This is a genomic window from Bdellovibrio sp., assembly GCF_036384735.1.
In the GTDB taxonomy this organism is placed as follows: Bacteria; Bdellovibrionota; Bdellovibrionia; order Bdellovibrionales; family Bdellovibrionaceae; genus Bdellovibrio.
The window spans coordinates 1-24,589 of sequence record NZ_DASVLT010000035.1 but is presented as its reverse complement, the minus strand read 5'-3'; the positions used below and the strand labels follow the sequence as shown (position 1 = coordinate 24,589).

General features: G+C 44.5%; 24 protein-coding genes. 21 read left to right on the top strand and 3 right to left on the bottom strand.

The features are described 5' to 3' along the window. The first annotated feature begins 135 nt into the window (after positions 1 to 135). The 11 genes from VF412_RS09575 to VF412_RS09525 all read left to right on the top strand — a co-directional run bounded on the left by VF412_RS09575 (position 136) and on the right by VF412_RS09525 (position 10,550). Positions 136 to 2,535 carry a DNA translocase FtsK gene (locus tag VF412_RS09575; protein WP_331339013.1) on the top strand — a complete coding sequence of 800 codons (2,400 nt, stop codon included), beginning with the start codon at positions 136 to 138 and terminating at the stop codon, positions 2,533 to 2,535. Positions 2,536 to 2,628: 93 nt separating this feature from the next. Beyond that, on the top strand, positions 2,629 to 3,207 hold the full coding sequence (locus VF412_RS09570; RefSeq protein WP_331339012.1) for a hypothetical protein: 579 nt from the start codon (positions 2,629 to 2,631) through the stop codon (positions 3,205 to 3,207). Next, positions 3,208 to 4,065, top strand: coding sequence for a hypothetical protein (locus tag VF412_RS09565; protein WP_331339011.1), 858 nt, complete (start codon positions 3,208 to 3,210; stop codon positions 4,063 to 4,065). Further along, the gene (locus VF412_RS09560; RefSeq protein WP_331339010.1) at positions 4,049 to 4,273 is read left to right on the top strand and encodes a hypothetical protein; all 225 of its coding nucleotides are present in this window, start codon (positions 4,049 to 4,051) and stop codon (positions 4,271 to 4,273) included. The genes VF412_RS09565 and VF412_RS09560 overlap by 17 nt, the downstream gene beginning before the upstream one ends. Further along, positions 4,270 to 5,121, top strand: a complete 852-nt coding sequence (gene dapF / locus VF412_RS09555; protein WP_331339009.1) for a diaminopimelate epimerase — start codon at positions 4,270 to 4,272, stop codon at positions 5,119 to 5,121. The genes VF412_RS09560 and dapF overlap by 4 nt, the downstream gene beginning before the upstream one ends. Next, positions 5,118 to 6,002 carry a 4-hydroxy-tetrahydrodipicolinate synthase gene (dapA, locus tag VF412_RS09550; RefSeq protein ID WP_331339008.1) on the top strand — a complete coding sequence of 295 codons (885 nt, stop codon included), beginning with the start codon at positions 5,118 to 5,120 and terminating at the stop codon, positions 6,000 to 6,002. Before dapF ends, dapA begins: the two co-directional genes overlap by 4 nt. Next, the gene (gene dapB / locus VF412_RS09545) at positions 5,999 to 6,685 is read left to right on the top strand and encodes a 4-hydroxy-tetrahydrodipicolinate reductase (RefSeq protein WP_331339007.1); all 687 of its coding nucleotides are present in this window, start codon (positions 5,999 to 6,001) and stop codon (positions 6,683 to 6,685) included. The genes dapA and dapB overlap by 4 nt, the downstream gene beginning before the upstream one ends. Continuing rightward, positions 6,682 to 7,188: a hypothetical protein gene (locus VF412_RS09540; RefSeq protein ID WP_331339006.1), complete on the top strand. Its 507-nt coding sequence runs from the start codon at positions 6,682 to 6,684 to the stop codon at positions 7,186 to 7,188. Before dapB ends, VF412_RS09540 begins: the two co-directional genes overlap by 4 nt. Before the next feature lie 58 nt (positions 7,189 to 7,246). Beyond that, on the top strand, positions 7,247 to 7,894 hold the full coding sequence (fsa, locus tag VF412_RS09535) for a fructose-6-phosphate aldolase (RefSeq protein WP_331339005.1): 648 nt from the start codon (positions 7,247 to 7,249) through the stop codon (positions 7,892 to 7,894). After that, complete coding sequence (locus VF412_RS09530; RefSeq protein WP_331339004.1) at positions 7,894 to 8,340, top strand: hypothetical protein; 447 nt, start codon at positions 7,894 to 7,896, stop codon at positions 8,338 to 8,340. Before fsa ends, VF412_RS09530 begins: the two co-directional genes overlap by 1 nt. A 71-nt stretch (positions 8,341 to 8,411) precedes the next feature. Then, on the top strand, positions 8,412 to 10,550 hold the full coding sequence (locus VF412_RS09525) for a hypothetical protein (protein ID WP_331339003.1): 2,139 nt from the start codon (positions 8,412 to 8,414) through the stop codon (positions 10,548 to 10,550). A 1-nt stretch (position 10,551) separates the two neighbouring features. Here VF412_RS09525 and murD read toward each other — a convergent pair whose 3' ends face one another. Further along, positions 10,552 to 11,853, bottom strand: a complete 1,302-nt coding sequence (murD, locus tag VF412_RS09520; RefSeq protein WP_331339002.1) for a UDP-N-acetylmuramoyl-L-alanine--D-glutamate ligase — start codon at positions 11,851 to 11,853, stop codon at positions 10,552 to 10,554. 29 nt (positions 11,854 to 11,882) lie between these two features. Here murD and VF412_RS09515 point away from each other — a divergent pair, with 29 nt between their 5' ends. From VF412_RS09515 to VF412_RS09495, 5 genes are all read left to right on the top strand, one after another. Then, entirely contained in the window at positions 11,883 to 13,346 is a 1,464-nt protein-coding gene (locus VF412_RS09515; RefSeq protein ID WP_331339001.1) for a metallophosphoesterase, read from the top strand. Positions 13,347 to 13,442: 96 nt separating this feature from the next. Beyond that, entirely contained in the window at positions 13,443 to 13,637 is a 195-nt protein-coding gene (locus VF412_RS09510; protein WP_331339000.1) for a hypothetical protein, read from the top strand. Positions 13,638 to 13,906: 269 nt separating this feature from the next. After that, positions 13,907 to 14,524, top strand: a complete 618-nt coding sequence (locus tag VF412_RS09505) for a hypothetical protein (protein WP_331338999.1) — start codon at positions 13,907 to 13,909, stop codon at positions 14,522 to 14,524. Between the two features lie 24 nt (positions 14,525 to 14,548). Continuing rightward, the gene (locus tag VF412_RS09500) at positions 14,549 to 15,166 is read left to right on the top strand and encodes a DUF1554 domain-containing protein (protein WP_331338998.1); all 618 of its coding nucleotides are present in this window, start codon (positions 14,549 to 14,551) and stop codon (positions 15,164 to 15,166) included. A gap of 129 nt (positions 15,167 to 15,295) precedes the next feature. Next, complete coding sequence (locus tag VF412_RS09495) at positions 15,296 to 16,990, top strand: histidine kinase N-terminal 7TM domain-containing protein (protein WP_331338997.1); 1,695 nt, start codon at positions 15,296 to 15,298, stop codon at positions 16,988 to 16,990. Here the strand turns inward: VF412_RS09495 and VF412_RS09490 are convergent. Both VF412_RS09490 and ligA read right to left on the bottom strand, forming a co-directional pair. Continuing rightward, positions 16,949 to 17,593, bottom strand: a complete 645-nt coding sequence (locus tag VF412_RS09490) for a response regulator transcription factor (protein ID WP_331339274.1) — start codon at positions 17,591 to 17,593, stop codon at positions 16,949 to 16,951. The genes VF412_RS09495 and VF412_RS09490 overlap by 42 nt on opposite strands. A gap of 94 nt (positions 17,594 to 17,687) precedes the next feature. Beyond that, positions 17,688 to 19,724, bottom strand: a complete 2,037-nt coding sequence (gene ligA / locus VF412_RS09485) for an NAD-dependent DNA ligase LigA (protein WP_331338996.1) — start codon at positions 19,722 to 19,724, stop codon at positions 17,688 to 17,690. Between the two features lie 149 nt (positions 19,725 to 19,873). Here ligA and gatC point away from each other — a divergent pair, with 149 nt between their 5' ends. From gatC to VF412_RS09460, 5 genes are read left to right on the top strand one after another with little or no spacing between them, the layout of a single operon-like run. Beyond that, positions 19,874 to 20,155, top strand: a complete 282-nt coding sequence (gene gatC, locus VF412_RS09480) for an Asp-tRNA(Asn)/Glu-tRNA(Gln) amidotransferase subunit GatC (RefSeq protein WP_331338995.1) — start codon at positions 19,874 to 19,876, stop codon at positions 20,153 to 20,155. A 9-nt stretch (positions 20,156 to 20,164) separates the two neighbouring features. Then, complete coding sequence (gene gatA, locus VF412_RS09475) at positions 20,165 to 21,637, top strand: Asp-tRNA(Asn)/Glu-tRNA(Gln) amidotransferase subunit GatA (protein ID WP_331338994.1); 1,473 nt, start codon at positions 20,165 to 20,167, stop codon at positions 21,635 to 21,637. Next, positions 21,627 to 23,060 carry an Asp-tRNA(Asn)/Glu-tRNA(Gln) amidotransferase subunit GatB gene (gatB, locus tag VF412_RS09470; protein ID WP_331338993.1) on the top strand — a complete coding sequence of 478 codons (1,434 nt, stop codon included), beginning with the start codon at positions 21,627 to 21,629 and terminating at the stop codon, positions 23,058 to 23,060. Before gatA ends, gatB begins: the two co-directional genes overlap by 11 nt. Next, on the top strand, positions 23,061 to 23,981 hold the full coding sequence (locus VF412_RS09465; RefSeq protein ID WP_331338992.1) for a Ppx/GppA phosphatase family protein: 921 nt from the start codon (positions 23,061 to 23,063) through the stop codon (positions 23,979 to 23,981). Further along, positions 23,938 to 24,387 carry a DUF192 domain-containing protein gene (locus VF412_RS09460; protein ID WP_331338991.1) on the top strand — a complete coding sequence of 150 codons (450 nt, stop codon included), beginning with the start codon at positions 23,938 to 23,940 and terminating at the stop codon, positions 24,385 to 24,387. The genes VF412_RS09465 and VF412_RS09460 overlap by 44 nt, the downstream gene beginning before the upstream one ends. Positions 24,388 to 24,589 lie beyond the last annotated feature (202 nt).

The window sequence follows — 24,589 nt, the reverse complement described above, 5'->3', positions numbered from 1 at the left end:
TTTGTCGTAATGGACGACAGCATTTTCTCTCGAAAGAACTGGCGTCGGAGGGCTTTTTTCATCCACTGCCAGTCCTAAGTCAAGGATGCGCTTCAACTCCATGACTAACTCTTCGGAATCTCGTAAATTTTTTAAATGAACCAATTCCTTAAAAAGTTTCGTCAGGACGTCATTGCAATCGGCTTTTTGGGCCTAGGACTTTTCCTCGCCTTAGCCCTTATCAGCTATAGCCCCCGCGACCCCTCTCTCAATTCAATTGGACAGGGATTAAAGGCTACAAATTACTGCGGAATCGTGGGTAGCTTCCTTGCTGACATGCTTTATCAGTTCCTTGGTTTGGCGGCCTGGGTTTTGGTGGGAAGCCTGGTTAAAATGGCTTACGCGAGCTTTAAGGGCGATTCATTGAATCTTAAGAACATTCGTTTTGTGTGGGCCCTTTTGCTAATCATCAATGTCGCAGCCCTGCTTTCGATTTATTTGCCCAATACGAAGCTTTTTCAGAACCAAATTTATTTAGGCGGCCTTTTAGGCTTAGGGGTTTCCCAAGCCCTGATGCGCGCCTTTGCTTCGGTCGGCGTGCAAGTGATCTTGTGGTCGTTCATGGCGGTTCTGGTGGTTTTCTATTCAGAAAAAACTTTGCAGGAATTGGTAGAGTACCCACAAGACATGCTCGCATCTTGGAAGAAAAACAAGACGTCTAACAAGATCGGCGCATTCTTTTCGGGCATGTTCGTGACAGAAAAAGTCAAAAAAGCTCCGAAGAGAAAAGAAGAAAAAGAAAAGAAAGCAGCGGCATCCGAGAAAGCTCCTGCTCACGTATTCCCTCTTTCCGATAAAAAATTCGTAGGTAAGGATGAAGAGGGAGACGAAGACGAAGAAGATGATTTGGATGAAGCATTAGCGGCAGACGCTGATGATGATGAAGAAGCTGAAGAACAGGATGACGAAGTTCCTGCTGTGAAGCTTGCGCAAAAGCGCAAAGTTGTAATGAAAGCGAAGCCCCCACGTCGTATTGAAAACTGGGAAATGCCGAAGCTCTCGTTGCTTGAAGACCCCCCAGTTTCTCGCATCAAAATCGACAAGGCCGAGATTCAAAGAAAAGCCGATGCGTTGGTTGAGAAACTTAAAAACTTTTCGATTGAAGGAACGATTCAAGACGCGAAACCAGGTCCACTGGTTACGATGTATGAATTTAAACCAAACGCGGACGTTAAGATTTCCAAAATTTCCGAACTTGAAGACGACTTGTCACTCGCATTGTCTTCAGAATCTGTGCGTGTTGTCGGTCACATTCCTGGTACAGATGTTGTGGGTATCGAGACTGCCAACTTGAAGCGTGAAACTGTTTACTACAAGGACTTGATTGCCGAAGACACTTTCTGGAGTGATGAACTTGCCCTTCCAATGGCTGTAGGACGCACCGTAGATGGTGAACCAAAGGTCGTGGATCTTCGCAAGATGCCTCACTTGTTGATCGCAGGTACGACGGGTTCTGGTAAATCCGTATTCGTGGGTTCGATTATTTCCGGCTTGCTGTTCAGACACTCGCCGAAGTCTTTGCGATTGGTTTTGATCGATCCGAAAATGGTCGACTTAGCTCCGTTTGCAACGGTTCCTCACTTAGCCTTACCGCATATCACAGAGCCTAAGAAAGCTGCGACAGCTTTGAAGTGGGCCGTGCGAGAGATGGAAAAACGATATAAATCTTTGTCGAAATTTGGCGTCGGCAAAATTGAGATGTTCAACGAAAAAACCGGTGCAATGTCTAAAGCCGACATCGAAGAACACGAAAAAATTAATCAAGAGTTGGAAGAGGGAAAAGCCAAGCTTGATCAGTACTACTATCAACCGCTTCCATATATCGTCATCGTGGTGGACGAGCTTGCCGATTTAATGATTGTGGAAAAACAAAACATTGAAGAGCCCATTCAACGTTTGACGCAAAAAGCTCGCGCCTGCGGAATCCATTTGATTCTTGCCACACAGTCTCCGCGTAAAGATGTTGTGACTGGTTTGATTAAGACAAATATTCCGGGTCGTGTTGCTTTAAAAGTGGCGTCGAAAATGGACTCTCGTATCATTATCGATGATTCGGGTGCAGAACGTCTTCTTCCAAATGGTGACATGCTTTTCCAAGCTCCGGGTATCGGCAAACCCACGCGACATCATGGTCCTTACATGAAAGACACAGAGATCGCGAATGTTGTTAAGCATTGGGCGGATCAGGCAGAACCAGAGTACGATCCACTTGCAATGAAAGCCCTCGAAGGCTTTGCTGGTGGAGACGCTGAAGGCGGTGCTGGTGGTGACGGGGACTCCTATGGCGAGGAGGAATACGATGAACGCTATGATGAAATTTTAGCGTGGGCATCGGCGCAGAAAGAAGTTTCGGCCTCTTTGATTCAACGAAAATTCCGTTTAGGTTATCCACGCGCCGCGCGCATGATTGAAGTCTTTGAAAAAGAAGGCGTTGTTGGCCCAGCGAACGGAAGTAAACCAAGACAAGTGTTAATCTCGAGCTACCGAGAAACTTGAAGTACTCCGGTGCGGGATGGGAATATGACATATTGACCCTCCTTGAGGCTGTGTTCTGATTTAAGAACACAAAAAACCATTCAAGGAGGATTTATGTTTAAAGGTCTATTAGCAGTTCTCGGGTTGGCGTTCGCAGTTCATGCTCAAGCGGCACCTTCAATCCCCGATGCCCTTATTCACGCGCAAGCTCAGATGATTCAGGATGTTCATGCGACAGCATTGGACTGGAAAGTCGGCGATTCTGCTTCTTACAATCTGAATATCGGTGGTTTCATTAAAGGAACAATGGTGATGTCGGTGTCTTCAATCGGTGCTGACGGTATTTGGATGGAACAAGACGCGGATCTTGGTTTCGCGGGCAAACAACAAATCCAAACTTTGATCGACCCCAACACAGGTGCGATCAAAAAGGTTATCGCGAATGGTCAGGAACAACAGGTTCCTAAACAGGACCTCGAGGTCATCGATACAAAGGAAGAAAAGATTACTGTTCCAGCAGGAACATTTGATAGCATTCACGTAACTGCTCATGATAAAGCATCCAGTCAGAGCGGTAACATTGAAGTATGGTTGAACCCACAACAAGTTCCAGTGGGTGGAACTTTGAAACAACAAGCTCCGACTCAATATGGAACTATGGAAATTGACTTAACGTCATTTAAGAAGAACTAAATGAAAATATTGTCTCTTGGAGCCGCCGTTTTAGCGGTGGCTCTTTCCCTGCCGCAAACTTCCTTCTCTCAAAACAAGTCTGAAACTTATAAAGACATCATTGAAAAAGCTTACAACCTCAGTCTGCAAAAAGATCGACAACAAGCTTTGAATATTCTGATCACAGCTTTACAAAAAGAGAATCGACCGCAGGCGGTTGCAGAACTTCGTAAAGCCGTAAATGATGTTGCGACTGTTTTCATTAGTGATAAGGCTCAACAAACCTATGAAGCAGGAATCTCTTTGAGAAAAACAGATCCAGTGCAGGCTATGGGAAAACTAAACGAAGCCGTGCGCATTGAAGCCGATAACTTATCAATTATCGTAGAGCTTGCCCGCGTTATGATTGCGAAGGGAGATTGTTCCGGAGCACTTGATCTTTTGAGCAAACAGGCAAAGCTTTTGCCCTATAATGAAGAGCTAAAACTCAGTTCAGCTCAAGCTCTTCTCTGCCAGTCTTCTTGGGTCGAGTATGGGAAACTTTATGACTCTACTGAGGTGAAAAAGTCACCTTTGCAGAAATTCTGGCTTGCTCTGGAAGTAGAGCGCTATTTCAAAATTAAGAATTTTACGAAATCGCAAGAAATCCTGAGCATAGTAAAGAAAACAGATGGAAAATATCCGGAAGTTTCATATTGGGGCTGGAAACTGGCCAATACCGCTAAAAAGACGGACCCCGAGGACGCACAGAAATACGTGATGACCTGCAAAAACATTTCAGCCAATCAGTACAGACAGTATATGATAGACCCCATGCTTTGCCGTCATTTGACAGAAGTAGAAGCAGATCTTAAGGGGTTAAATGGAACTGCCGAATAAAATCACTCTTGTTCTACTCGCGAGTTTATTGCCATTAGGTTGTGGGGTGAAGGGTTTGCCTTTGCCTCCACTTACTCCGCCTCCAATTGGTCGCGGCGAACCGACGTATTCAGAAGCGACTCAAAAATCTTCTAAAAAGAAATCTGTAAAGCCCGACATTGATGACGACACAAATGCTCCGTCTGAAGAAATTGAGGAGGGCTTGTGAGTTCATTTCCAACTGTGAAAATCACAAAAATGTCTGGTGCGGGGAATACCTTCGCTCTGCTAGACGCGCGTGATTCTTCGGTATGGAAAAATCTTGAAAAGAATGTGCATAAGTCCCGATCTGAGTTCGCGCAAATCATCTGCGACAAAGTTTTGGGCGTGTGCACCGATGGATTTCTTTTAATTGAAAAAGGTTCTGAAGGTTTTGATTTTAATTGGGACTTTTACAATAACGATGGGTCCTCAGCCGAGATGTGCGGAAACGCCGCCCGCTGTGCTGCCCGCTTCTGCCACGAAAACTTCGCCAAAGATTTAAAAACGATTCGTTTTAAAACCGGCGCGGGTCTTGTGACGGCAGAGATAAAAGCTGATGGTCGCATTTGTGTGCGTATGCCTGCGGCGAAAATCATCAAAGAAAAGATCGAATTAAAAACAAATGCCAGCTCGGAAGAGTTCACCTTGGTGAACACAGGTGTTCCGCACCTAGTTCAAAAAATTCACAACTTCAAAGACGCGGGCGATCTGAAAGAAATGGCCCGCGAATGTCGTCATCATGCAGATTTAAAGCCTGCCGGCGCCAATGTGACCTTCTATTCTTTGACTGAAGAAAATAAAATTCTTGCCGTGACATTCGAGCGCGGCGTTGAAGACTACACGCTTGCATGCGGTACGGGTGCTGTTGCGGCAGCGATGGTTTTTGCAAAAGAAAGTGGAAATAAAACTGTGGATGTTCACATGCCTGGTGGATCCATGGAAATTCAATTTATCCCAGGCGATTTTCATCCCCTTATGACTGGGGAGGCTTTGGTTGTTGGCGAGATTCAATACAACCTCGAGGTGATTCGATGAAAAATTTTAAAGGAACATTCACTGCGCTTTTGACCCCATTTAAAAAGGGCAAGATTGATTTTGATTCTGTAGACCGCATGGTGAAGCACCAATTGCAAAACGGTGTGGACGGTTTTGTCATCAACGGAACAACAGCTGAAAGTCCAACACTAACGGAATCTGAAAGAGTCGAACTTTTCAAACATGTTCGTAAAGTTGTTGGCAATGATGTGATGCTGATCATGGGTACGGGTTCTAACGATACTGCAAAAACGATTGAAGAATCAAAAAAAGCTGAAAGTCTTGGTGCTGATGGAATTCTTGTTGTGGTTCCTTACTATAACAAGCCTCCGCAGCGCGGATTGTTTGCGCACTTTAAAGCGGTAGCGACTTCAGTGAAAATCCCAACACTTCTTTACAATGTACCGGGGCGTACGATCACTTCTTTGACGACAGAGACGATTCGTGATCTAGCAAAAGTTCCAGGCGTTGTGGGAATCAAAGAAGCCACTGGCAAAACTGATTTTGCGGAAGAGATCATCAAAGCCTGTGGTAGAGACTTCGTGATGCTTTCGGGTGATGATGGAACTTATGTGGAATTTTTGGGTGTTGGCGGACATGGTGTGATCTCTGTGGCAAGTCATGTGATTCCAAAGCAAATGGCGCAGTGGAAGAAATGGGTCGAAGAAGGTCAACTTGAAAAGGCTCGTCAAGATATCGCAAAATATAATGACCTTATTAATTTGCTTTTCGTTGAAGCGAATCCAATTCCGGTGAAAAAAGCTGTGCAGTTGATGGGGTTGATTGATTCTGCGGAAATGCGTCTGCCACTGGTTGAGCTTGGCGAAATTGATTCAGAGAAACTGAAAAATGAAATGCGCAAAGTTGGAGTGATCGCGTGAAAAAATTGAAAGTAGGCGTTGTAGGCGCTGGAGGCCGCATGGGTAAAGAAATCATCGCGGTCATAGAGCAAAATCCTGCCTGCGACGCTTTCTACCCACTCTTGCGCAACGATAAGATCGATGCGAAGCGCGCTGCACAAGTGGACGTTTGGATTGATTTTACGTCTCCAGATGCTTTGTCTGACGTTTTAAAAATGGCTGCAAAAAATAAAACCGCTGTTGTTTGTGGAACGACGGGATTTTCATCAAAGGAAAAGGCGTTGCTACAAAAATACAGTAAGCAAATTCCTTTGTTGTGGTCTTCGAACATGAGTTTGGGTGTTGCTGTTTTGAATGAAGCACTTAAAGCGTTGTCTGCGATTTCTCATTTTGACTTCCAAGTTGAAGAAATTCACCACAACAGAAAGAAAGATAAACCATCTGGAACGGCGATCACGATTCAGGAAAATTTGGAAAAGGCGGTCGGTAAGAAACTACCAGAAGCTTTAGCTATTCGCGGTGGCGGAGTGTTTGGCGTCCACAAAATTTTCGCTATGAGCGACGAAGAGGTTCTGACTTTTGAACACAGCGCTTTGAATAGAACTGTTTTCGCTAAAGGAGCCGTGCAAGCTGCACAATGGCTTTCTAAGCAAAAGCCAGGGCTTTACAATATCCGTGACGTTTTGTTCGGAAAAAATGCATGACTCAACCACACAATGCCTTGATCTATGTCGCGTTGGATTTAGTCGGTGGCGAAGCGAAAGCAAAGATGCTATTGGGAAAAATCCATGAATGTGGCGAGGTCATAGCGATTTCTTCAGTTTACAAGCGCTATATGACGGAAGCCCGTGTGGATTTGAATGCACGCATGGAATTCGTTATTCGTTTTGAAACCGTCATGAGCGTGGATCAGTGTTTGCACATGGTTCTTTCTTTGTGCGAGCAGGGTTCACAAGGTTTAGCGAAGAAAGATCACGCAGAGCTGACTTTGCTTGCATATGACAACGTGATTTTAATGTCTCCTCGTCTGACACTTCCTTATCCTGAGCTTCACACGGATCCGCTCATCATTCGCTGTGCCGCAGAAGCATGGGGCCAATACGAACATCCTATCTTCCAAAAGACGTTGAGTGAAATTTCGCGCACGGCGCAGCCCGCCCGCATGGCAGAGTTTTATATTCAGGGTAAAAGCCTGGTTGATTTTTAGTAATAGGCCCAATAATGTTACATTCGTAATAGCAAATCACTTTTGATCGGGAGTCCCCATGAAGTTTTTCATTGATACCGCTAACCTTGAAGAAATTAGACAAGCTAACCTCCGTGGTTGGGTTGACGGTGTAACGACGAATCCTTCTTTGATCGCAAAGGAAGGCGGCAATTTCCACGACATCATTCGTACAATCTGCAAAGAGATCCCAGGACCTGTTTCCGCTGAAGTTATCAGCCTTCAACACGAAGAAATGGTTCGTGAAGGTCTAGAGCTTGCGAAGATCGCTAACAACGTCGTCGTGAAAATCCCAATGTGCGAAGACGGCATGATCGCTGTAAAAAAATTAACTGCTGAAGGCATCAAGACGAACGTCACATTGGTATTCTCTCCACTCCAAGCTTTGTTGGCAGCTAAGGCTGGCGCAACAATGGTATCCCCTTTCGTAGGTCGCTTGGATGACATCGGGGTCAATGGTATGGACATGGTTAATCAGGTTATTCAAATCTATGACCAGTACGGTTTCGAGACTGAAGTCTTGGTGGCCAGTGTAAGAAGCCCTATGCACCTGGTTGCTGCGGCTGAAATGGGGGCAGACATTGCGACTATCCCGTTCAAAGTTATGCAACAAATGACTCATCATCCGTTAACTGACAAAGGCATTAAGCAGTTCATGGATGACTGGAACAAAGGTCAAAAGAAATAATGAAATCTCTTATAGCCTTTCTTATCGTAGGATTTGCAGTACTAACGTCGGGTTGTACAACAACTGGAGTCGTCCTTCATGAGACTCCGTTGAATATTAGCGAGACGCGCAAATCAATTGTGTCAGTTATCGGTGAACCACGCTCTGTGAGCGAAAATGGTCGCGAGATGCTGTCTTTCTATTACGATAAAAAAGGCAACGAGATTGCCAAAGGAAACATGGATATGGCCAAGGAACGTTATTATACACATATAACGATCCTGGGGGACCGTCGTCCTTATGACATTCAAGTCGAGGTGCTTATCCAAGATCGCGATTCAGAGGGCGGTTTTGACACCACCGACCGCGACGATGACAAAGCCGCTGTGCTAGCGGAAAAGATCAGAAAAGCACTTAACCAAAGTCGTGACAGCCGTAACATCATTGACGACTTCAGATCCTTCTAAGACGATTAAAGAGTAGTCAGGATGGCTATTCTCTAAAGAGGTGAACGTTGCAAGGAGCGCAACTCAAACGGTTGATACCGTTAGCAGTCGCAGTGGGGATGATTGCGTGGTCAAGCAAGCTTGACGGCGTGAAGTTCATTCCTATTTACGAAGCTCTTACAATTAAAGCCCAAAAAAATTCTCCGGCGTATGTCGCCTTCGAAGAACTAATTGAAGCAAGAAAACCCGCCTCTGAATTCGAGGCGATCGCGAAAAAGAAATCCATTCAATTAGGTGAAGATAAAAGCTCTGCCCCACTTTTTTCGCAAAAAGTGGTCTTGGCTGAAATGGTTTTGAAGAAAACACCGGAACCGATTCCCGCCACAAACGCCGAAGCGGCAGCCGGGCGTTTGATGGCAAGCGAAAGCTCCACTGATACCCAGTGGATTGAACAGCTTCCAAAAAAAGAGCAGGCACGTTTAAGAGAAGCGCAAGAAAGATCTGAAGTCTTGGATCAATCTTGGAGTGAACCTTCGTTCTCTGAAAAGGCCAAAGAGGTTTTAGAAAAATCTGGTGTTCTTGTGGGAACGACAATCAGAACCCCGGCTTCTTCCACGACAGGATCTAAAGTGTATGTGGCTGCAACAGATAGTTCTGGTCACACCCGTACAGAACCTTCTCGTCCTCAAGTTGTAATTCCAGGTCAGTCCCCTATTTCAGGCGATGGTGTTTCGCGAATTTTAAGTGAGAAAACTCTTTTAGATGAGACGTCTTCCGTTCAAGGTCTTCGCCGCATTGTGGGGCCGATCGAAATTACTGGTGGTCTTGCAATTACAAACGAACATCATATTGAAATTCGCCGCAATGATGAAGGAATCCTCAAAGAATTAGGCAGAGTAGATCTGGTGCAAGGCACTTATAATATTGATGTGGAAGAAACCTCTGGATCTGTTGTAGCCCGCCTTGTTGATAAAGATGGCAAAATTTTAGGTGAGGGAAGCTTCCGTTTAAACCGCGTGGCTTCTAATAATAGTAATTATTTACAAGGCCCTAAACTTCGTGTCGAGCCACATCCAGATTTTTCAGGAACGGTGGCAAGCATTTATGATTCAAAAGCGAATACGTCTGCGCCGAAAGACACGCGTGTTACTTTCGTCAAAGGCGTAAGTGACGTAGCCGTAAAAAAAGACGGCCTCGTGTCGATGGATAATGTGACAAAGGGTTCATCGACGGTCATGAGAGCTGCTGCGCCGAAGTATTTGCAAACGTCGCAAATTATCGTTTCTGGTCAAGAATTCAAAGCGTCTTTGTATCCGACGTCGATGATTGCGGCCCTCCAAGATATTGTGGCACAACAACGTGCTCAATCCTTTGACGGAGCGCCTTCTATTATTTGGGGTCGCGTGGCTTTGGATGGAAAACCGCTTTCAGGCATTGATGTCTCTGATGAAACAGATCCAAGCTTGCAGCCAATCTACTTTAATTCGTTCATGATCCCAGATCCAAATTTAAAGACCACGGGAGAAAACGGATTGTTTGCGTTTGTGAGCGTGGCCGAAGGTTTCCACTCGTTGTTGGCGACTCGTTCTGACGCAATTCTTGGATATAGCAATGTGGTCGTAGAAGAAAATGCTGTTGCTCAAGGTGATATCGACGGCACAATCAAAATTGAATCTGTTCCTTTGAAGGTTTTTGATGCTTTCACCGGCGAACCGCAGACGGCTGCAATCACAATGCAAAGCCTGCCTGATGAAGTGAACGTCGAAAATGGAATGAAGACTTTGTCACTTCCTCATTTGAATCGTGTCGGCTTGATGCGCGTTCATCCAGAGGGATCTGATTATGTGGCTGCTCGCTATGTCTATAACGATAGCGAAGAATTTATTCACGTTCCGCTAATCAAATTCACTTGGTTGAGTGCTATTAAAAATTACCTAAGACTTGATGACTCGCCTTCTGGAGCAATAGTCGTTGGCTTTGTTCCTGACGAGGACTTCGAGGTTTACATTGCTGGTTACGATAACTTTAATCCTCGCAATATCGTTTACGTAGATATGCAGGGTCGTATTTTACAAAACCGCAAAGGCATGGGCGGCGGCGGCTTCATTTTATACAATGTGCCTGAAGATACTCATGAAATTGTTGTTATTGGAAGCAAATCACAAAAAATTTATTCTCGCGTGATTCCAGTAGATGCGAATTCATTATCGGTTCTTACATTCCGCGAATAGCTCAAGCTTCAGCGAAGTCACTCACTTTTTTCTTAAAGAAATTTCCGCGATCTTCGAAAGATTTAAACTCGTCTAGGCTTGTTCCACCAGGACTTAACAAAACGGTATCCAATGGCTTTGCATTTTCGAAAATATAAGCAAGGGCCTCGCCTAACTTTGCGTAAGATTTCCCGGCAAGCTGTGACTTTTTTTGTGCGATCTCTCGGCATTCACCGAAAAAAATAAATTCTGTGGATCGCAGCGAGCCTAAAGCGTTTAGCTGCTCCCAGGGAAGATTTTTATCTCGACCGCCAAGTAAAAGAAAAAGTTTTCCACCTTCTGATAACGTATCAAAAGCCGCCGTTGCGGCAATCAAAACACTATCCATCGCAGTTGCTTTGCTATCATTGATGAAGCGAATGCCCTTTGTGGCACCAAGATTTTCCAGGCGGTGCGCGAGGCCTTGGAAGTTCTTCATGCCTTCGATCGCAGACATAGGCCAGCCGGCATCAATTGCTAATGCCGAAGCTAGCGCTAAGTTGTCTTGATTGTGTTGGCCTATCAAAAGTGCTTTTTCTAAATGAAGCGACGAAAGCTCGGAATCATTTTTTGAAATTACGCGAACTCGCTCTGAGGATTTTGTTTTAGCATATTCAACAAGATCGCCTCCTTCAGAGTTCAAAAGCATTCTCTTTTTAGTAATCGACAAAATTTTCCACTTTGTATCATAGTAGTGTTGGAGATTGTCATAACGCTCAAGATGATTCGAAGTCAAATAGGTGATCGCGGAATAAGCTAAGGAAAGACCCTCACAGTTTTCCAGTTGATAACTAGAAAGCTCTAACACAACCCATTCAGCGGCCTTGCGCTTTCCTTCCGCGATATCTGCGGCGTATTCCGCAAAAGGAGTTCCTAGATTTCCCCCGACAAATGAGTTTGGCGAAAATGCGGCTAGACCCGCACCTAATAAAGAGACCGTTGTACTTTTTCCTACTGATCCCGTAACACCGATTAGCTTTTCCGTAGTCAAAAAGGCACAAGATAAAGAGATCTCGCTGGTGATCTTAACGCCACTTGCTTTAGCGGTTTGAATCCAAGTAGAAGCCAAAGGAACCCCTGGAGACACCACTAATGTTCCAGGATGAATCTCAGACATGAGTTTATTCGGATCGCCAAAATCCGCATTTGTCAATTTGCCATCGAAAGTTCTGATTTCCGAAGCAGGAACCCCGCCTGCGATGAGCAGACGTCTAGCGGCCTCGCCACTTTTTCCCATTCCGATGATTGCGATTGGTGTCTTGAGGTTCTTGATAAATTCTTTCATCTCGAGGATCATATTAGTCGGAGGAAGATTTGCCCACTTCTTTTTTTACTCATCCACAGACAGATTTTAGATCGGCGCAGTATACTGCTATCATTAGTGATTTGCATTTATCTGAAGCAGAGCCGGTCAATAAACGCTTCCCGTTGTGGAAGAAGTTTAAAACTCGGCAATTTTTCTTTGATGATGTTTTTGAAACCTTTCTTAAACACATCGAAGAAAAAGCACAAGGTGCAACGGTAGAGTTGGTTTTAAATGGAGACATTTTTGATTTCGACTCTGTCATGGCTTTGCCTGATGAGCCCACATTTCATGTAAATTGGTTGGAACGCCATCGCGGACTATTTCCTCGCCCTGAGCGCTCACGCTTCAAAATCGAAAAGATTCTGAAAGATCATGAAGAATTCATGCGCGCCCTGCGTGGGTTTATCATGCGAGGAAATCGCGCGGTGTTTGTCATTGGTAATCACGATTTGGAACTTCATTTTCCCAGTGTACAGCAAGAAATCATTCGCAGCATGCAATTGCCTGACGATAAAAAAGAACTAGTTCGCTTTGTCGAATGGTTTTATATCAGCAATCAAGACACTCTTATAGAGCACGGCAATCAATACGATCCGTATTGCATGTGTGAAGATCCAATCAATCCGTATGTACGCGGTTATAATTATATTTCTTTGAAGTTACCTTTTGGAAATCTGGCATGTCGCTATATTTCTAACGGCATGGGATTTTTCAATCCACACGTTGATACGAACTACATCATGACTTTGTCTGAGTATGTGAAGTTCTTCCTTAAATACATGTGGAAGGCGCAACCGGGTTTGATCCTTACCTGGTTCTGGGGGTCGATGGCAACTCTGGTGCATGCTTTCGTAGATCGTTTGGCTGCGCCGATTCGTAATCCCTTGCGCATTGAAGATCGTGTTTCGATCATTGCTGATAAAGCCAACGCGGAAGAGCGGATGGTGCGCGAAATGAAAGAACTTTTCGTTGCGCCCGCAGCCAGCCAGCCGATGTTGTTAACTCGAGAGCTGTGGTTAGACCGCGCCTTTATTGTCTTCATCGCCTTCTTTCTAATTTTTGAACTCATGACTTTCGTGCGTTCAGTATATGAATTGTCGTTTTATTGGGCTTTCATCCCATTGTTTTTGCTTTTGCCGTTCTTTTTGTTCTATAGCAAGTCAGTCACCTCGTTGGTTTCAAGTTATAAAGAGCCCGACGATAGGATTTTGGCGATGGCTAGTGCCATAACAAAGGTCAAACGCATTGTATATGGACACACCCACCACACTCGCCATGAAATCATCGGTTCAGTTGAACATTTGAACAGCGGATGTTGGTCGCCCGCGTTTCTTGATGTGGAGTGTACAAAGCCCATTGATCAAAAAACTTTTGTGTGGATTTCGCCTAGCGATACGCCGACTCGTCAGGCAGAACTGATGCGGTTTCTCGACGGAAAATCAGAGGTAATCAACCCCATGGCGCGTGGATAATTAGTGCGCCGCAAAAATGATTTTTCTTTGTCAATTCCAGGACCCTATGCAAACCTTTTACTGTTTCAATTTTAACAAGGATGGAGAGGTTCAATCATGGCAGAAGTACTTGTAGTAACAAGCAAAGTAAAAAAACTCATCAAAGAAAAAGGTGGCATGAACACTTCAGCTGAAACTATTGACGTTCTCAGCAAAGCTATCGAGCAACTTTGCCTTAAAGGTATCGACAGCGCTAAAGCTGATGGCCGTAAAACAGTTATGGCTCGTGATATCGTTATCGATCATCTATAAGATTCTCGATACATTTTGTATTGCACTTGAAGCCCACAGAAGGATCTGTGGGTTTTTTATTTTCGATATTAGATCTCTTCGAAATATTTCCTGAAAAACCATTCCCTAAATTTTACCGACCTTCGACTTGGATTTCTGCTTGTGGCAGGAGGTTCTTTTTTAAGTCGTCATCCTTTCGCAGGACAGAGAATGTCCTTAAACATGTTTCAATAATCAGCACGTGATTGGGTATGCGAATAATCAGTGAAATCAGGAGGAGTTCATTCGGTATGGGTAAGCATTTTATAGGATTGGTCATTTCGACCGTTATGTTTTTATTTTCGAGCGCGGCATTTTCGGCGGGTGCTCCAAGCACAACACATCGTTGGTTTTTTTCTGCAGGGCTGGGAGCTTCTTCAGGAACATTAGCGGGCAGCGATCTTGGTTTGTCTTCACGTAGCATGATTGTTTACGGTGCGAACACAGATCTTGGTTTGCAATTTGGCGGCTTCAGATTTGGCGCTGGTGCCGATTACAATTTGTGGAAGCAGCTTAAAAGCCCTTCTGACTTAGATGGTACAAATGCACAGGGAACTGAATTTTCTTGGGGACCAATGCTAGGGTATAACTTTGGCAAATTCCTTCTTCTTGGTCGTTACTATACGTCCTCAACATACAGTCTTGAGAAGGCAGACTCTTCCGGTAACAAAGTTTCATTTTCAAAACCAAAATCGTCTTTCTCGATTGAATGCCGCATTCCTTTCGGAAGCGGAACTCCTTATGTCGGACTTGAATACAAAAGCATGCAGTACAGCAGCGTTGATTCAGGTGGAACGGTCACAAGCATTCCGTCAGGTTCCGAGTTGAAAACATCCTCTTTCGGCGCATCCATCGGGATGGGTTTTTAAAATTAAGATCTGGAGAATTACGTCATGAATAAAAAATTGATGATTAAGGCATTCTTTATTTTTAGTGGTTTAGTCTTAGCAAGTTGTGGGCAAAGTTCGGGAAATGCTCCAAGCATTTCAAGCCAGACCGGCGGCGGAGGTAGTGGCGGAAGCGGAGGCGGCGGATCCACGGCCTGCAACCCGTGCAAGATATTCGGAACGGCAGTTCAATATTCGGGTGATATTCTTGCTGTAGGAAGCGCCGATAATTACTGCGCTAGTGACGCGAACAAACCAAGTGGCACTTCTACTTACAAAGTATTGTACATCGATCCTGGATATCGTGATTTATCGACGAATTGGATTCTTCATACGAATACGGCTTATGTGCGCCCGGATGGAACAGCAATTGGTACGACGGATTCTTCTGGCAAGCTTCCGAACCCTTTGACAAATTCAATCACAGGACAGACGAGCACTTATTATTGGACGGGAATTAGTGCTTCTTGGACAGGGTCCACTTCGAACTGCGCCGATTTCACAGATGGCTCAAACGGATCGGTTGGAATCGTGGGACGTGGGGATTTTCTGACAATTGCGGCGGTCTCTGCGACTGGCAAAACTTGCGATAATAGCTACTCTCTCTATTGCGTAGAGCAATAACCTTGATGTGACCAGCGCGAGTGGTTGATGGCAAGGTCCTCCTGCTATTGGCCATTCGCGTATTTTATTTGAAAGGTCAAAAATTCCTGCCTATCTATATATTCAGTAAGTATTGAATTATGGAGTCCTGTGAGTATCGCTATTGCTCTGATCTTTTGTAATGTTGCCACCGTTGTCTTGACCATCCTAACGATGATTTATTCAATCCGTTTATGGCAACTGCGATCGGTACGATGGTTGTTGGTTCTGTCGGTCACTTTTCTTATAGGCTCGCTTTGCACCGTTAGCGTTTACATCGTCCCAAACTTCGAAACAAAAATCACCTTCTTCGAGCTCAGAATTTTGGGCATGGCCTTCTTTACACCGAGCTGGCTGTATTTTATTAGCTCTGTTTGTGATCGCTGGAAGTGGCTGCATAATAGATGGGTCATCACATTATTCCTGCTTCCCAGTGCTCTAAACTTCTTGTTAATGCTATTTCCGTTTACTCGAGAATTGCTATTCTTTGATTATCAGCCGTACATATTTCACGACATTTCAGTTTTGAGATATAAGTTCGGACCTTTCTATAAACCTCTTTATAACTGGTCGATGCTTCTCATGTTGAGTTCTTATATCATCAGCGCCATAACAATCGCGCGTGAGGGTGGCTATCGTCGTCGTCAGGTTTTAGTTCTGAATATTGGTCTCGCAGCGGCCTTGCTATCATTTTTTTTCGCAACGACTGAAGAGCTCGGCTGGTTGATGGGTAGCAGCGTATCCATTCTTTTTACACAAATTGGAATCATGTATGCAGTGGTCCGCTATCGCCTTCTGAGTCTCGTGCCACTTGCGATGGTGCGAATTTTTCGAGAGCTTCCAGACCCGGTATTTGTTATTGATGACCGAAATCGTGTTCTGGGCGCCAGCGACAAAGCCATTCAGGTTTTCGATATCCCAAAAAATTATCTAGGATATTCTATTAAAGACCTGCTGCCCGATTTGCAATTAGCTGCGGGAGAAGTGGTCTTTACCGGCAAAAATAGCAGAAAACACTATTTCCATTTGGCTATAGAAAGTTTGGATAAAGAAAATGAAAGCTCTCCGGGAAAAGTGATCTTTTTCCGCGATATAGCCGAACAAAAAAATATAGAGCTTCGCCTTAATGAAGGCCTTGAGTTTCGAGCGCGACTGTTGGCTTTGCTGGCTCACGATTTAACAGGGTTCGTTGAAAACCAGTCAGTGATGTCTTTAGCATTACAAAAAAATGCTTCCGCAGAGAACCGTCAGCAATTAGAGCTTTTGGCAAAGTCAGCAATGGCCTCTCAAGAGTTGGTCAACAACATGATGGCGTGGGTAAAAAGTCAGACCGTCCATTTCCAGCCGATGAAAAGATCTTTCGAATGGAATATGCTAATTAAGGAAATCCTTGAGCAGATGCAAAGTCGCTTAGCGGTAAAGGAATTGGATGTGGTTTATACGTCAAACGCAAATCCACTTTTTGCCGATGGCGATTCTGAAATGTTGGCTGCGGTATTTAGGAATATTCTTTCAAATGCCATTCGCGCGACTCCTCCGGGAAAAAAGATTTATGTCAGTCTTGAATCAAATGCGACGGGTGTTGAAATCCGAATTAAAGACGAAGGTTGCGGCATTGAGTCCGAAGAGTTAGCAAGAATCTGTGAGGCCTCGCAAAATTTTTTATTGTCTGGGGTACAGAAGACTCACGGATCCGGAATAGGCCTTATGGTGGCAAGACATTTTATTTCTCTGCATTTGGGACGTTTTGACATGAGCTCAGGACTAGGTGTAGGAACCGAGGTTTTTGTTTCCATTCCCTTTTAGATACCAAGCCATCATTTCGGAAGAGTTTCTTGCACCGCTTTTATTCATAATGCGTGCCCGATATGTTTTGATTGTAGTGATCGAGCAGTTCAATTTTTTTGCGATTTCATCACTTGTAAGGCCTTGGGCCATAAGCTCTAGAACTTCATATTCTCTGCGGGTTGGAGCTTGGTCCGCAGATATTTGTAAGAGGCCGCTCACTGAGGGATCAAGATAAGTTTTATCCTGGTGGATCATTAGAAAATGTAAAGCCTCACCCAGATTTTGTCCTGTACTGGTTTTTCTTAAGATACCATTTACTTTTAACTGATAAACCTGACGTAAGATATGCGATTCGTTAGTTCCAGTTAGAACGATAATGTATGGCTGACTCGGGCCAGTGCGAATCTGCTTGATAACTTCCAGGCCTGAAATATCGGGAAGACCTAGATCGACAATAATCAGATCGGCGGCCTCCTGATGAATATAATCTAAAGCTTTTTTTCCAGTAGAAGCGATACGGATCTGCAAATTTTTTTGCATATGTTCACGTAAAAGCATTTCAATGCCAAGTGCACTGACGTAATGGTCGTCACAAATAATAATATTTGAGAAATCAATCATTGAGGCCACAGCATTTCCTGATCATTAAGAGTCCCTAACAAGTAGAACCCCAGTTGGAAAGATGGTCAAGACCAGGAACAAAATTTAAATAACCTTATTTGATAAGATCTTGAAGCTCATCCCACGAGATGATTTTGACTCCCAGGCTTTGTGCTTTTTCAACTTTAGATCCCGGATCATCACCAACAACCAGATAACTTAGTTTTGAAGAAACAGAACTTAAGATCTTCCCGCCATTCTTTTCGATAAAGTCTTTCGCATCATCGCGCTTTACCGGCAAAGTTCCCGTTATCAGAAAGCTCAATCCGGACAAGGCCCCTTCTGTCGAGCGGACTGGGTTTGAGATATTCACCCCGAGCTTAATCATATCATGAACTTCTTTGACCAAGCGCTTGTTTGAAGTCCACTCAATAATAGATTTGGCAACCTTGGGCCCAATTTCCGGAACTTGCAAAAGTTCTTCTTCAGAAGCGTTCAGGAAGTTCTCAATATTCACAAAATGATCTGCCAACAGCTTGCCAGTTTGCTCGCCCACAAAGCGAATGCCTAAAGCAAAAATAAAACGAGCAAGTGGCGGATTTTTACTTTTCTCGATACTGCCAATGATGTTTTCCGCTGATTTTTCGCCTTGGCGTTCCAAGGAAAGGATTTGTTCTTTCGTCAGGCGATAGAAATCAGAAAATTTTGTCAGCATTTCTGCGTCAACCAAGGTTTCAATCAAGCGGTCACCGACTTTGTCGATATTCATCGCACGACGTGCGACGAAATGCTTTAGGGCCTCTTTCACTTGAGCGATACAAAGCGGATTCGTACAACGAGTGACAACCTCGCCTTCAAGTTTTTCGACCGGTGACTTACAAACCGGACATTTATCAGGAATTAAAAATGGCTTGCTGTTCTTCGGTCGCTTTTCCAAAACCACGGAGACAACTTCTGGAATGACATCCCCGGCTCGCTGAATCACGACTGTGTCACCGATGCGCACATCCTTGCGATCGATTTCGTCTTGATTGTGAAGAGTCGCATTCGTGACTGTGACGCCACCAACTTTGACTGGCTCCATGATTGCAACTGGTGTCAGCGCGCCTGTGCGGCCCACTTGGACTGCAATATTTTCGATGACTGTTGTTGCCTGCTCAGGTTTGAACTTAGCTGCCGTGGCCCAACGAGGGCTTCTGGCGACAAGACCCAAGTCATCTTGCAGGCGCAAGGAGTTCACTTTAATCACAACGCCATCAATATCGAACGGCAAAAGAGGACGAATTTTTTCAATCTTATGATAGTAATCCACCACGCTTTGCGGACCCGTACAAACTTCTGCAAGAAAGCCCGCATTTTGCATTTTCACAGACTCTTCAGATGGAAAAGCCTCTTTCAAAGCAGTTCTAAATCCTTGATCTGAAAAATATTCTTCGATGCCTTCTTGCTTATCGAAAGAAATCCCCTCGGTAGCGCCCAGGGCGTAGGCAAAGAATTTTAGTGGACGAGACGCCGTCACTTTTGGATCAAGTTGTCGCATGGATCCCGCCGCTGCATTTCGAGGATTGGCAAAGGTCTGCTGACCGTTATCTTGTTGGACTTCATTGAGCTTAGCGAAATCTTTTTTGAACATTAAGGCTTCGCCGCGAATCTCGATCAACTCAGGTGCTTTTCTGTTTGCAAGACGTAAGGGAATTGTTCCGATAGTCTTCACATTTTGTGTAACGTCCTCACCCACCGTGCCGTCACCACGTGTTAGCGCGCGAACTAAGTCGCCGTTTTCATAGATAAGTTCGAGAGAAAGACCATCAAACTTTAATTCACAGAAATACTCGATGTCCGTTTCGGTCTTAAGGAACTTTTTTACGCGTTCGTCGAAATCAAAAATGTCCTCAGGAGAATAGCTATTGGCTAAGGAAAGCATGGGGACGCGATGGGGAGCTTTCTCGAAGGCTTCTAAGGTTGCGCCGCCTACACGTTGAGAAGGCGAATCCGTGAGATCCAGACCCTTTTCGCTCTGTTCGATCTTCAAAAGCTCTGAGAACAACTGATCATATTCGTAATCTGTAATCGTTGGCTTATCGAGTACGTGATAGTTGTAATCGTGTTCAGAAATAATCTTCTTCAGCTCTTCATGACGTTTCTTAGACATAGGTCGAACTCTAACATAAGCGGCTTTGGGGAATCACGAGGAGAATGCTGGCGCCTCTAGTCAATAGAGACCAGAAATTTAGCAGATGGTGACTGACAATGAGTTTTTGATTATCTTCTAAGCTTCAATCCCCTGGAAGGAGATTGCCCGTGATTGACAAGAAAACTATCGAGCACATCGCGAAACTTGCAAGACTGCATATCACCGAAGTCGAAGCCGCTGAATACAGCGCTCAATTGGAAAAAGTTCTACATAATTTCGAGCAGATCACGAATATCAATACGGATGGAATTGAGCCTCTTATTACGCCAACAGAAATCGAAATTTACTGGCGCGAAGATGAAGTACAACAAGATTTTACAGCGGAGGAGATGATCGCCAATGCACCTTCTCGTGCGGGAAATCTTTTTAAAGTACCACCGGTTGTGTAGGCAGGGATTATGGATTTAACATTTGCCTCGTTTGGTGAAATCACTGAAGCTGTAAAATCGAAGAAAATAAGCGCAAAGGAAATTGCCAGTCATTTTCAAACGCGCATTCAAACTCTGGATTCAAAATTAAACTCATTCACCTCAATAAATAAAAATGCATTGAAAGACGCAGAGGCTATCGACGCGCGCATTTCTAAAGGAGAAAACGTTGGTGCTCTTGCCGGTGTTCCCTTCGGCATTAAAGAAATGCTTTGCACGAAAGGCATGACAACAACTGCTGGATCGAAAATGCTGAGCAACTTTGTACCGCCTTATGATGCCACCGTGGTGGCTCGCCTGAAACAAGCTGGCGTCGTTATAATGGGAAAGCTAAATCAAGATGAATTCGCCATGGGCTCTTCAAACGAAACTTCATTTCATGGTGTCGTAAAAAACCCATGGGATTTGGAAAGAGTGCCGGGCGGATCCTCCGGAGGGTCGGCTGCTGCTCAAGCAGCTCGTTTGGTTGCAGGCACCATCGGCACAGACACGGGGGGATCGATTCGTCAGCCAGCAAGTTTCACCGGAATCGTCGGTGTAAAGCCGACTTACGGTCGAGTTAGTCGTTATGGAATCATTGCCTTTGCCTCTTCGTTGGATCAGGCAGGCCCAATGGTAAGCACTGTTAAAGATGCCGCCTTAACGATGGAAGTGATTTGTGGACACGATTCAATGGATTCAACGACATCACAAAAATCAGTTCCTACATGGAGCAAGAATATTTCTGCAAACATCAAAGGCATGAAGATCGGAATCATCAAAGAGTACATGAAGGGCGGTCTTGATGCCGATACCCAAAAAACTTTTGATGAATCATTAGAGACTTTAAAAAAATTAGGAGCAGAGATTGTCGAGGTCTCAGTTTCGATGACTGAGTTCGCAGTGCCGATCTATTATCTTGTAGCGGCATCAGAGGCCTCTTCAAATTTAGCTCGCTATGATGGCGTTCGCTACGGATATCGCGCAGACTTCAAAAATCTTTCTGCGGTAGGTGTCGAAGAGTTCTATGGCAAAACTCGTGGAGAAGGTTTCGGCAAAGAAGTAAAGCGTAGAATCATGCTTGGTACTTATTGTCTTTCAAGTGGTTACTACGATGCATATTACAATAAAGCAGGCCAGGTTCGTCGATTATTGACGAACCAATATCTGGATGCCTTCAAGCAATGTGACGTGATTCTAAGTCCGGTGACAACTTCCCCTGCATTTAAGCTGGGCGAGCTTATTAATGATCCGCTAACGATGTATTTGAATGATATTTTTACGACATCAACAAACTTGGCAGGTTTACCTGGAATGAGCGTGCCCTTTGGGCTGTCGCAATCAGGATTGCCAATCGGCGTGCAACTGACAGCAGGTCACTTTGAAGAACAGAAGATGTTGAATGTTGCGGCGGCTCTTGAAGACGCATCTCCGGTGAAAGGAAAACGTCCTCATGTCATCTAGAGGTTATGAAGCCGTCATTGGTATTGAAATTCACGTTCAGCTCAGCACAAAGAGCAAAATGTTTTGTGCTGATTCTACAGCGTTTAATGGTGGTGATAATGAAAATGTATCGCCGGTTAGCGCGGGAATGCCGGGTACCTTGCCAGTCGTAAATAAAGTCGCAGTCGAATATGCAATTAAAACAGGCTTGGCGCTTGGTTGTAACATTAGAAAAAAATCCATTTTTGCGCGTAAGAATTATTTCTATCCGGATATGCCGAAAGGCTATCAGATTTCGCAATATGATCAGCCCATTTGTGAAGGTGGCCGTGTTTCATTCAAAGTAGACGGAAAGGAAAAAGTTGTCGGTATCACGCGTGCGCATCTTGAAGAAGATGCAGGAAAGTCAAACCATCACGGCGAATACACGTTGATCAACCTAAACCGAGCGGGCATTCCGCTGCTTGAGGTGGTCAGCGAACCAGATATTCGCACGCCCGCAGAGGCCGCCGAATATGGCAGAACCATTCGTCAGATCGTTCGTTATCTTGACGTATGTGATGGAAATCTTGAAGAAGGCTCTTTGCGTTGCGACTGCAACGTCTCTGTTCGTAAGGAGGGCGCTGAAAAATTCGGGACCAAAGTTGAAATCAAAAATATCAACTCGTTCCGTTTCGTTGAAAAGGCCATTGAATACGAGATCGAACGCCAAATCGATGCGGTCGAGCGCGGTGAAAAAATTATTCAAGAAACTCGCTTGTGGGACCCAGATAAAAATCGCACATTTTCGATGCGCACAAAGGAAGATGCGCAAGACTATCGCTACTTCCCGGATCCCGATTTGTTGCCGCTCTTGGTAAGCGACAAGATGATCGAAGATATTCGCAGAGTCATGCCAGAGCTTCCCTTGGTTCGCGCAAAACGCTTCCAGGACGAACATGGTTTGCCAGAATACGATGCATCAGTTCTGACAAATGAAAAACAAATTGCGGATTATTATGAAGAAGTGGCGAAGGAATCTAAAAACTTCAAGGCCTCTTCAAACTGGATCATGACGGAACTTATTCGTGAGTTAAACACCGCGAATAAGGAAATCACGGATTCGCCGATCAAGGCACAACAACTAGGAAGACTGGTCTCTTTAATTGATAACGGTACGATCTCGGGGAAAATCGCAAAGACGGTTTTCCAAGAAATGTGGCAATCAGGAAAAGATGCCGAAGTGATTATTAAAGAAAAGGGTCTTGTGCAAATCACTGATCCGGCAGCGATTGAAAAAATCGTTGATGAAGTTTTGGCTGCAAATGCGCAAAACGTTGAAGATCACAAATCTGGTAAAAAGAAAAATCTTCTTGGTTTTTTTGTGGGGGCTGTGATGAAGGCCTCAAAGGGACAGGCAAATCCTGATCTTGTGAATAAAATTTTGCTGGAGAAATTAAAATAAATGAAAGTCGCAGCTCTTGATCTTGGTACAAATACATTTCTTTGTCTGATTGCGGAAGGTGATCGCAACGGTATCACGAAAGTTCACAAGGACCTCGTAGAAGTTGTTCGCCTTGGTCAAGGCGTCGATAAAACCGGCGAGCTTCATCCAGAAGCTTTAGCCCGTGCTAGAAAATGCCTGACAGAATTTAAAAAAGAAATTGATCGGCATCATGTAGATAAAATTCTTGCGATGGCAACGTCGGCGGCTCGTGACGCACGTAATGGACAAGAGCTGTTTGATATCGGTAAAGAACTGGGCATTCCCATCGAAGTCATTCCCGGCGAGGACGAAGCCCGCATCAGTTATCAAGGTGCGACAGGTGGCGTGATTGATCCGACAAAGACAAATTTAGTTTTAGATGTTGGCGGTGGATCTACAGAACTCATAGTAGGTCATGGCGATAAAATTCTATTCGGCGAAAGTCTAAACATTGGCGGAGTTCGTTTGACCGAAAGATTTGTTACTCAGCAACCCATCGCTGAACAAGAACAGCAGAAACTTCGTCATTATATAGACGGGGAATTAAAGAAAGTTCTTTCAGAAATCCAAAAGAACAAGCCAGATCAAATTATTGCGGTAGCTGGAACACCGACGGCGATCGCAGCGGCGGAAATTGGTGGCTTCGACGAAAAGAAGGTCGATAAATACGTTCTTACAAAAGAGCATTTGAAATTTTGGGTCACTGAGTTTTCCCAAACTTCGGTCGAGGAAAAGCGAAGCAAGTACCATCTTGGTGGTCGAGCCGATATTATTTTTGCGGGAGCTTCAATTTTGTTAGCCGTAGTTGAAGCTCTTAATATGAATGGCCTCTTGGTATCCACTAAAGGAGTGAGATATGGTGTCGCTCTTGAGATGTTACGTTCTGGCTCTCGTTCTTAGCTTTTCTGCCACGACGTTTGCCGCAACTCAATTCGCAAAAAAGAAGATTACTTTGGGCTCCAAGACCTTTGTCGTGGAAATCGCTGATAATCAGGAAAAGCAAGAACGTGGTTTGATGTTCCGTGATCATCTTGGCGATGACGAAGGAATGCTCTTCGTTTTCAAAAACGAAGAGACCCGTTTTTTCTGGATGAAAAATACGATGATTGATTTATCGATTGGGTTTTTTGACAAAAACGGAACTTTGGTCGATGTCCAAGAGATGAAAACAGGTAAGAATGTAGCTGATTCAGACCTCCCTTCATACGCGAGTTCCCAACCCGCAAAATATGCGCTAGAGATGGCCAAAGGATGGTTTGACAAAAACAAAGTGAAGATCGGCAGCAAATTAAAAATACACCCCTAAGTCCAGTGAACTTAGAAATATTTGCCAGCCTTCTATCTTGGCTTTAGATTGTTAATAACGCTTTACCGAAACAGTATGTTTCGTAGCATCACTCAAGGACGAAGAAATGATGAAAAAACTCGTTGTTTTACTAGCGTGTTTCGGATTGACCGCTCACTTAACTGCCTGCAGCCTTTTTAGCAGCGACAATAAATCAGATGCA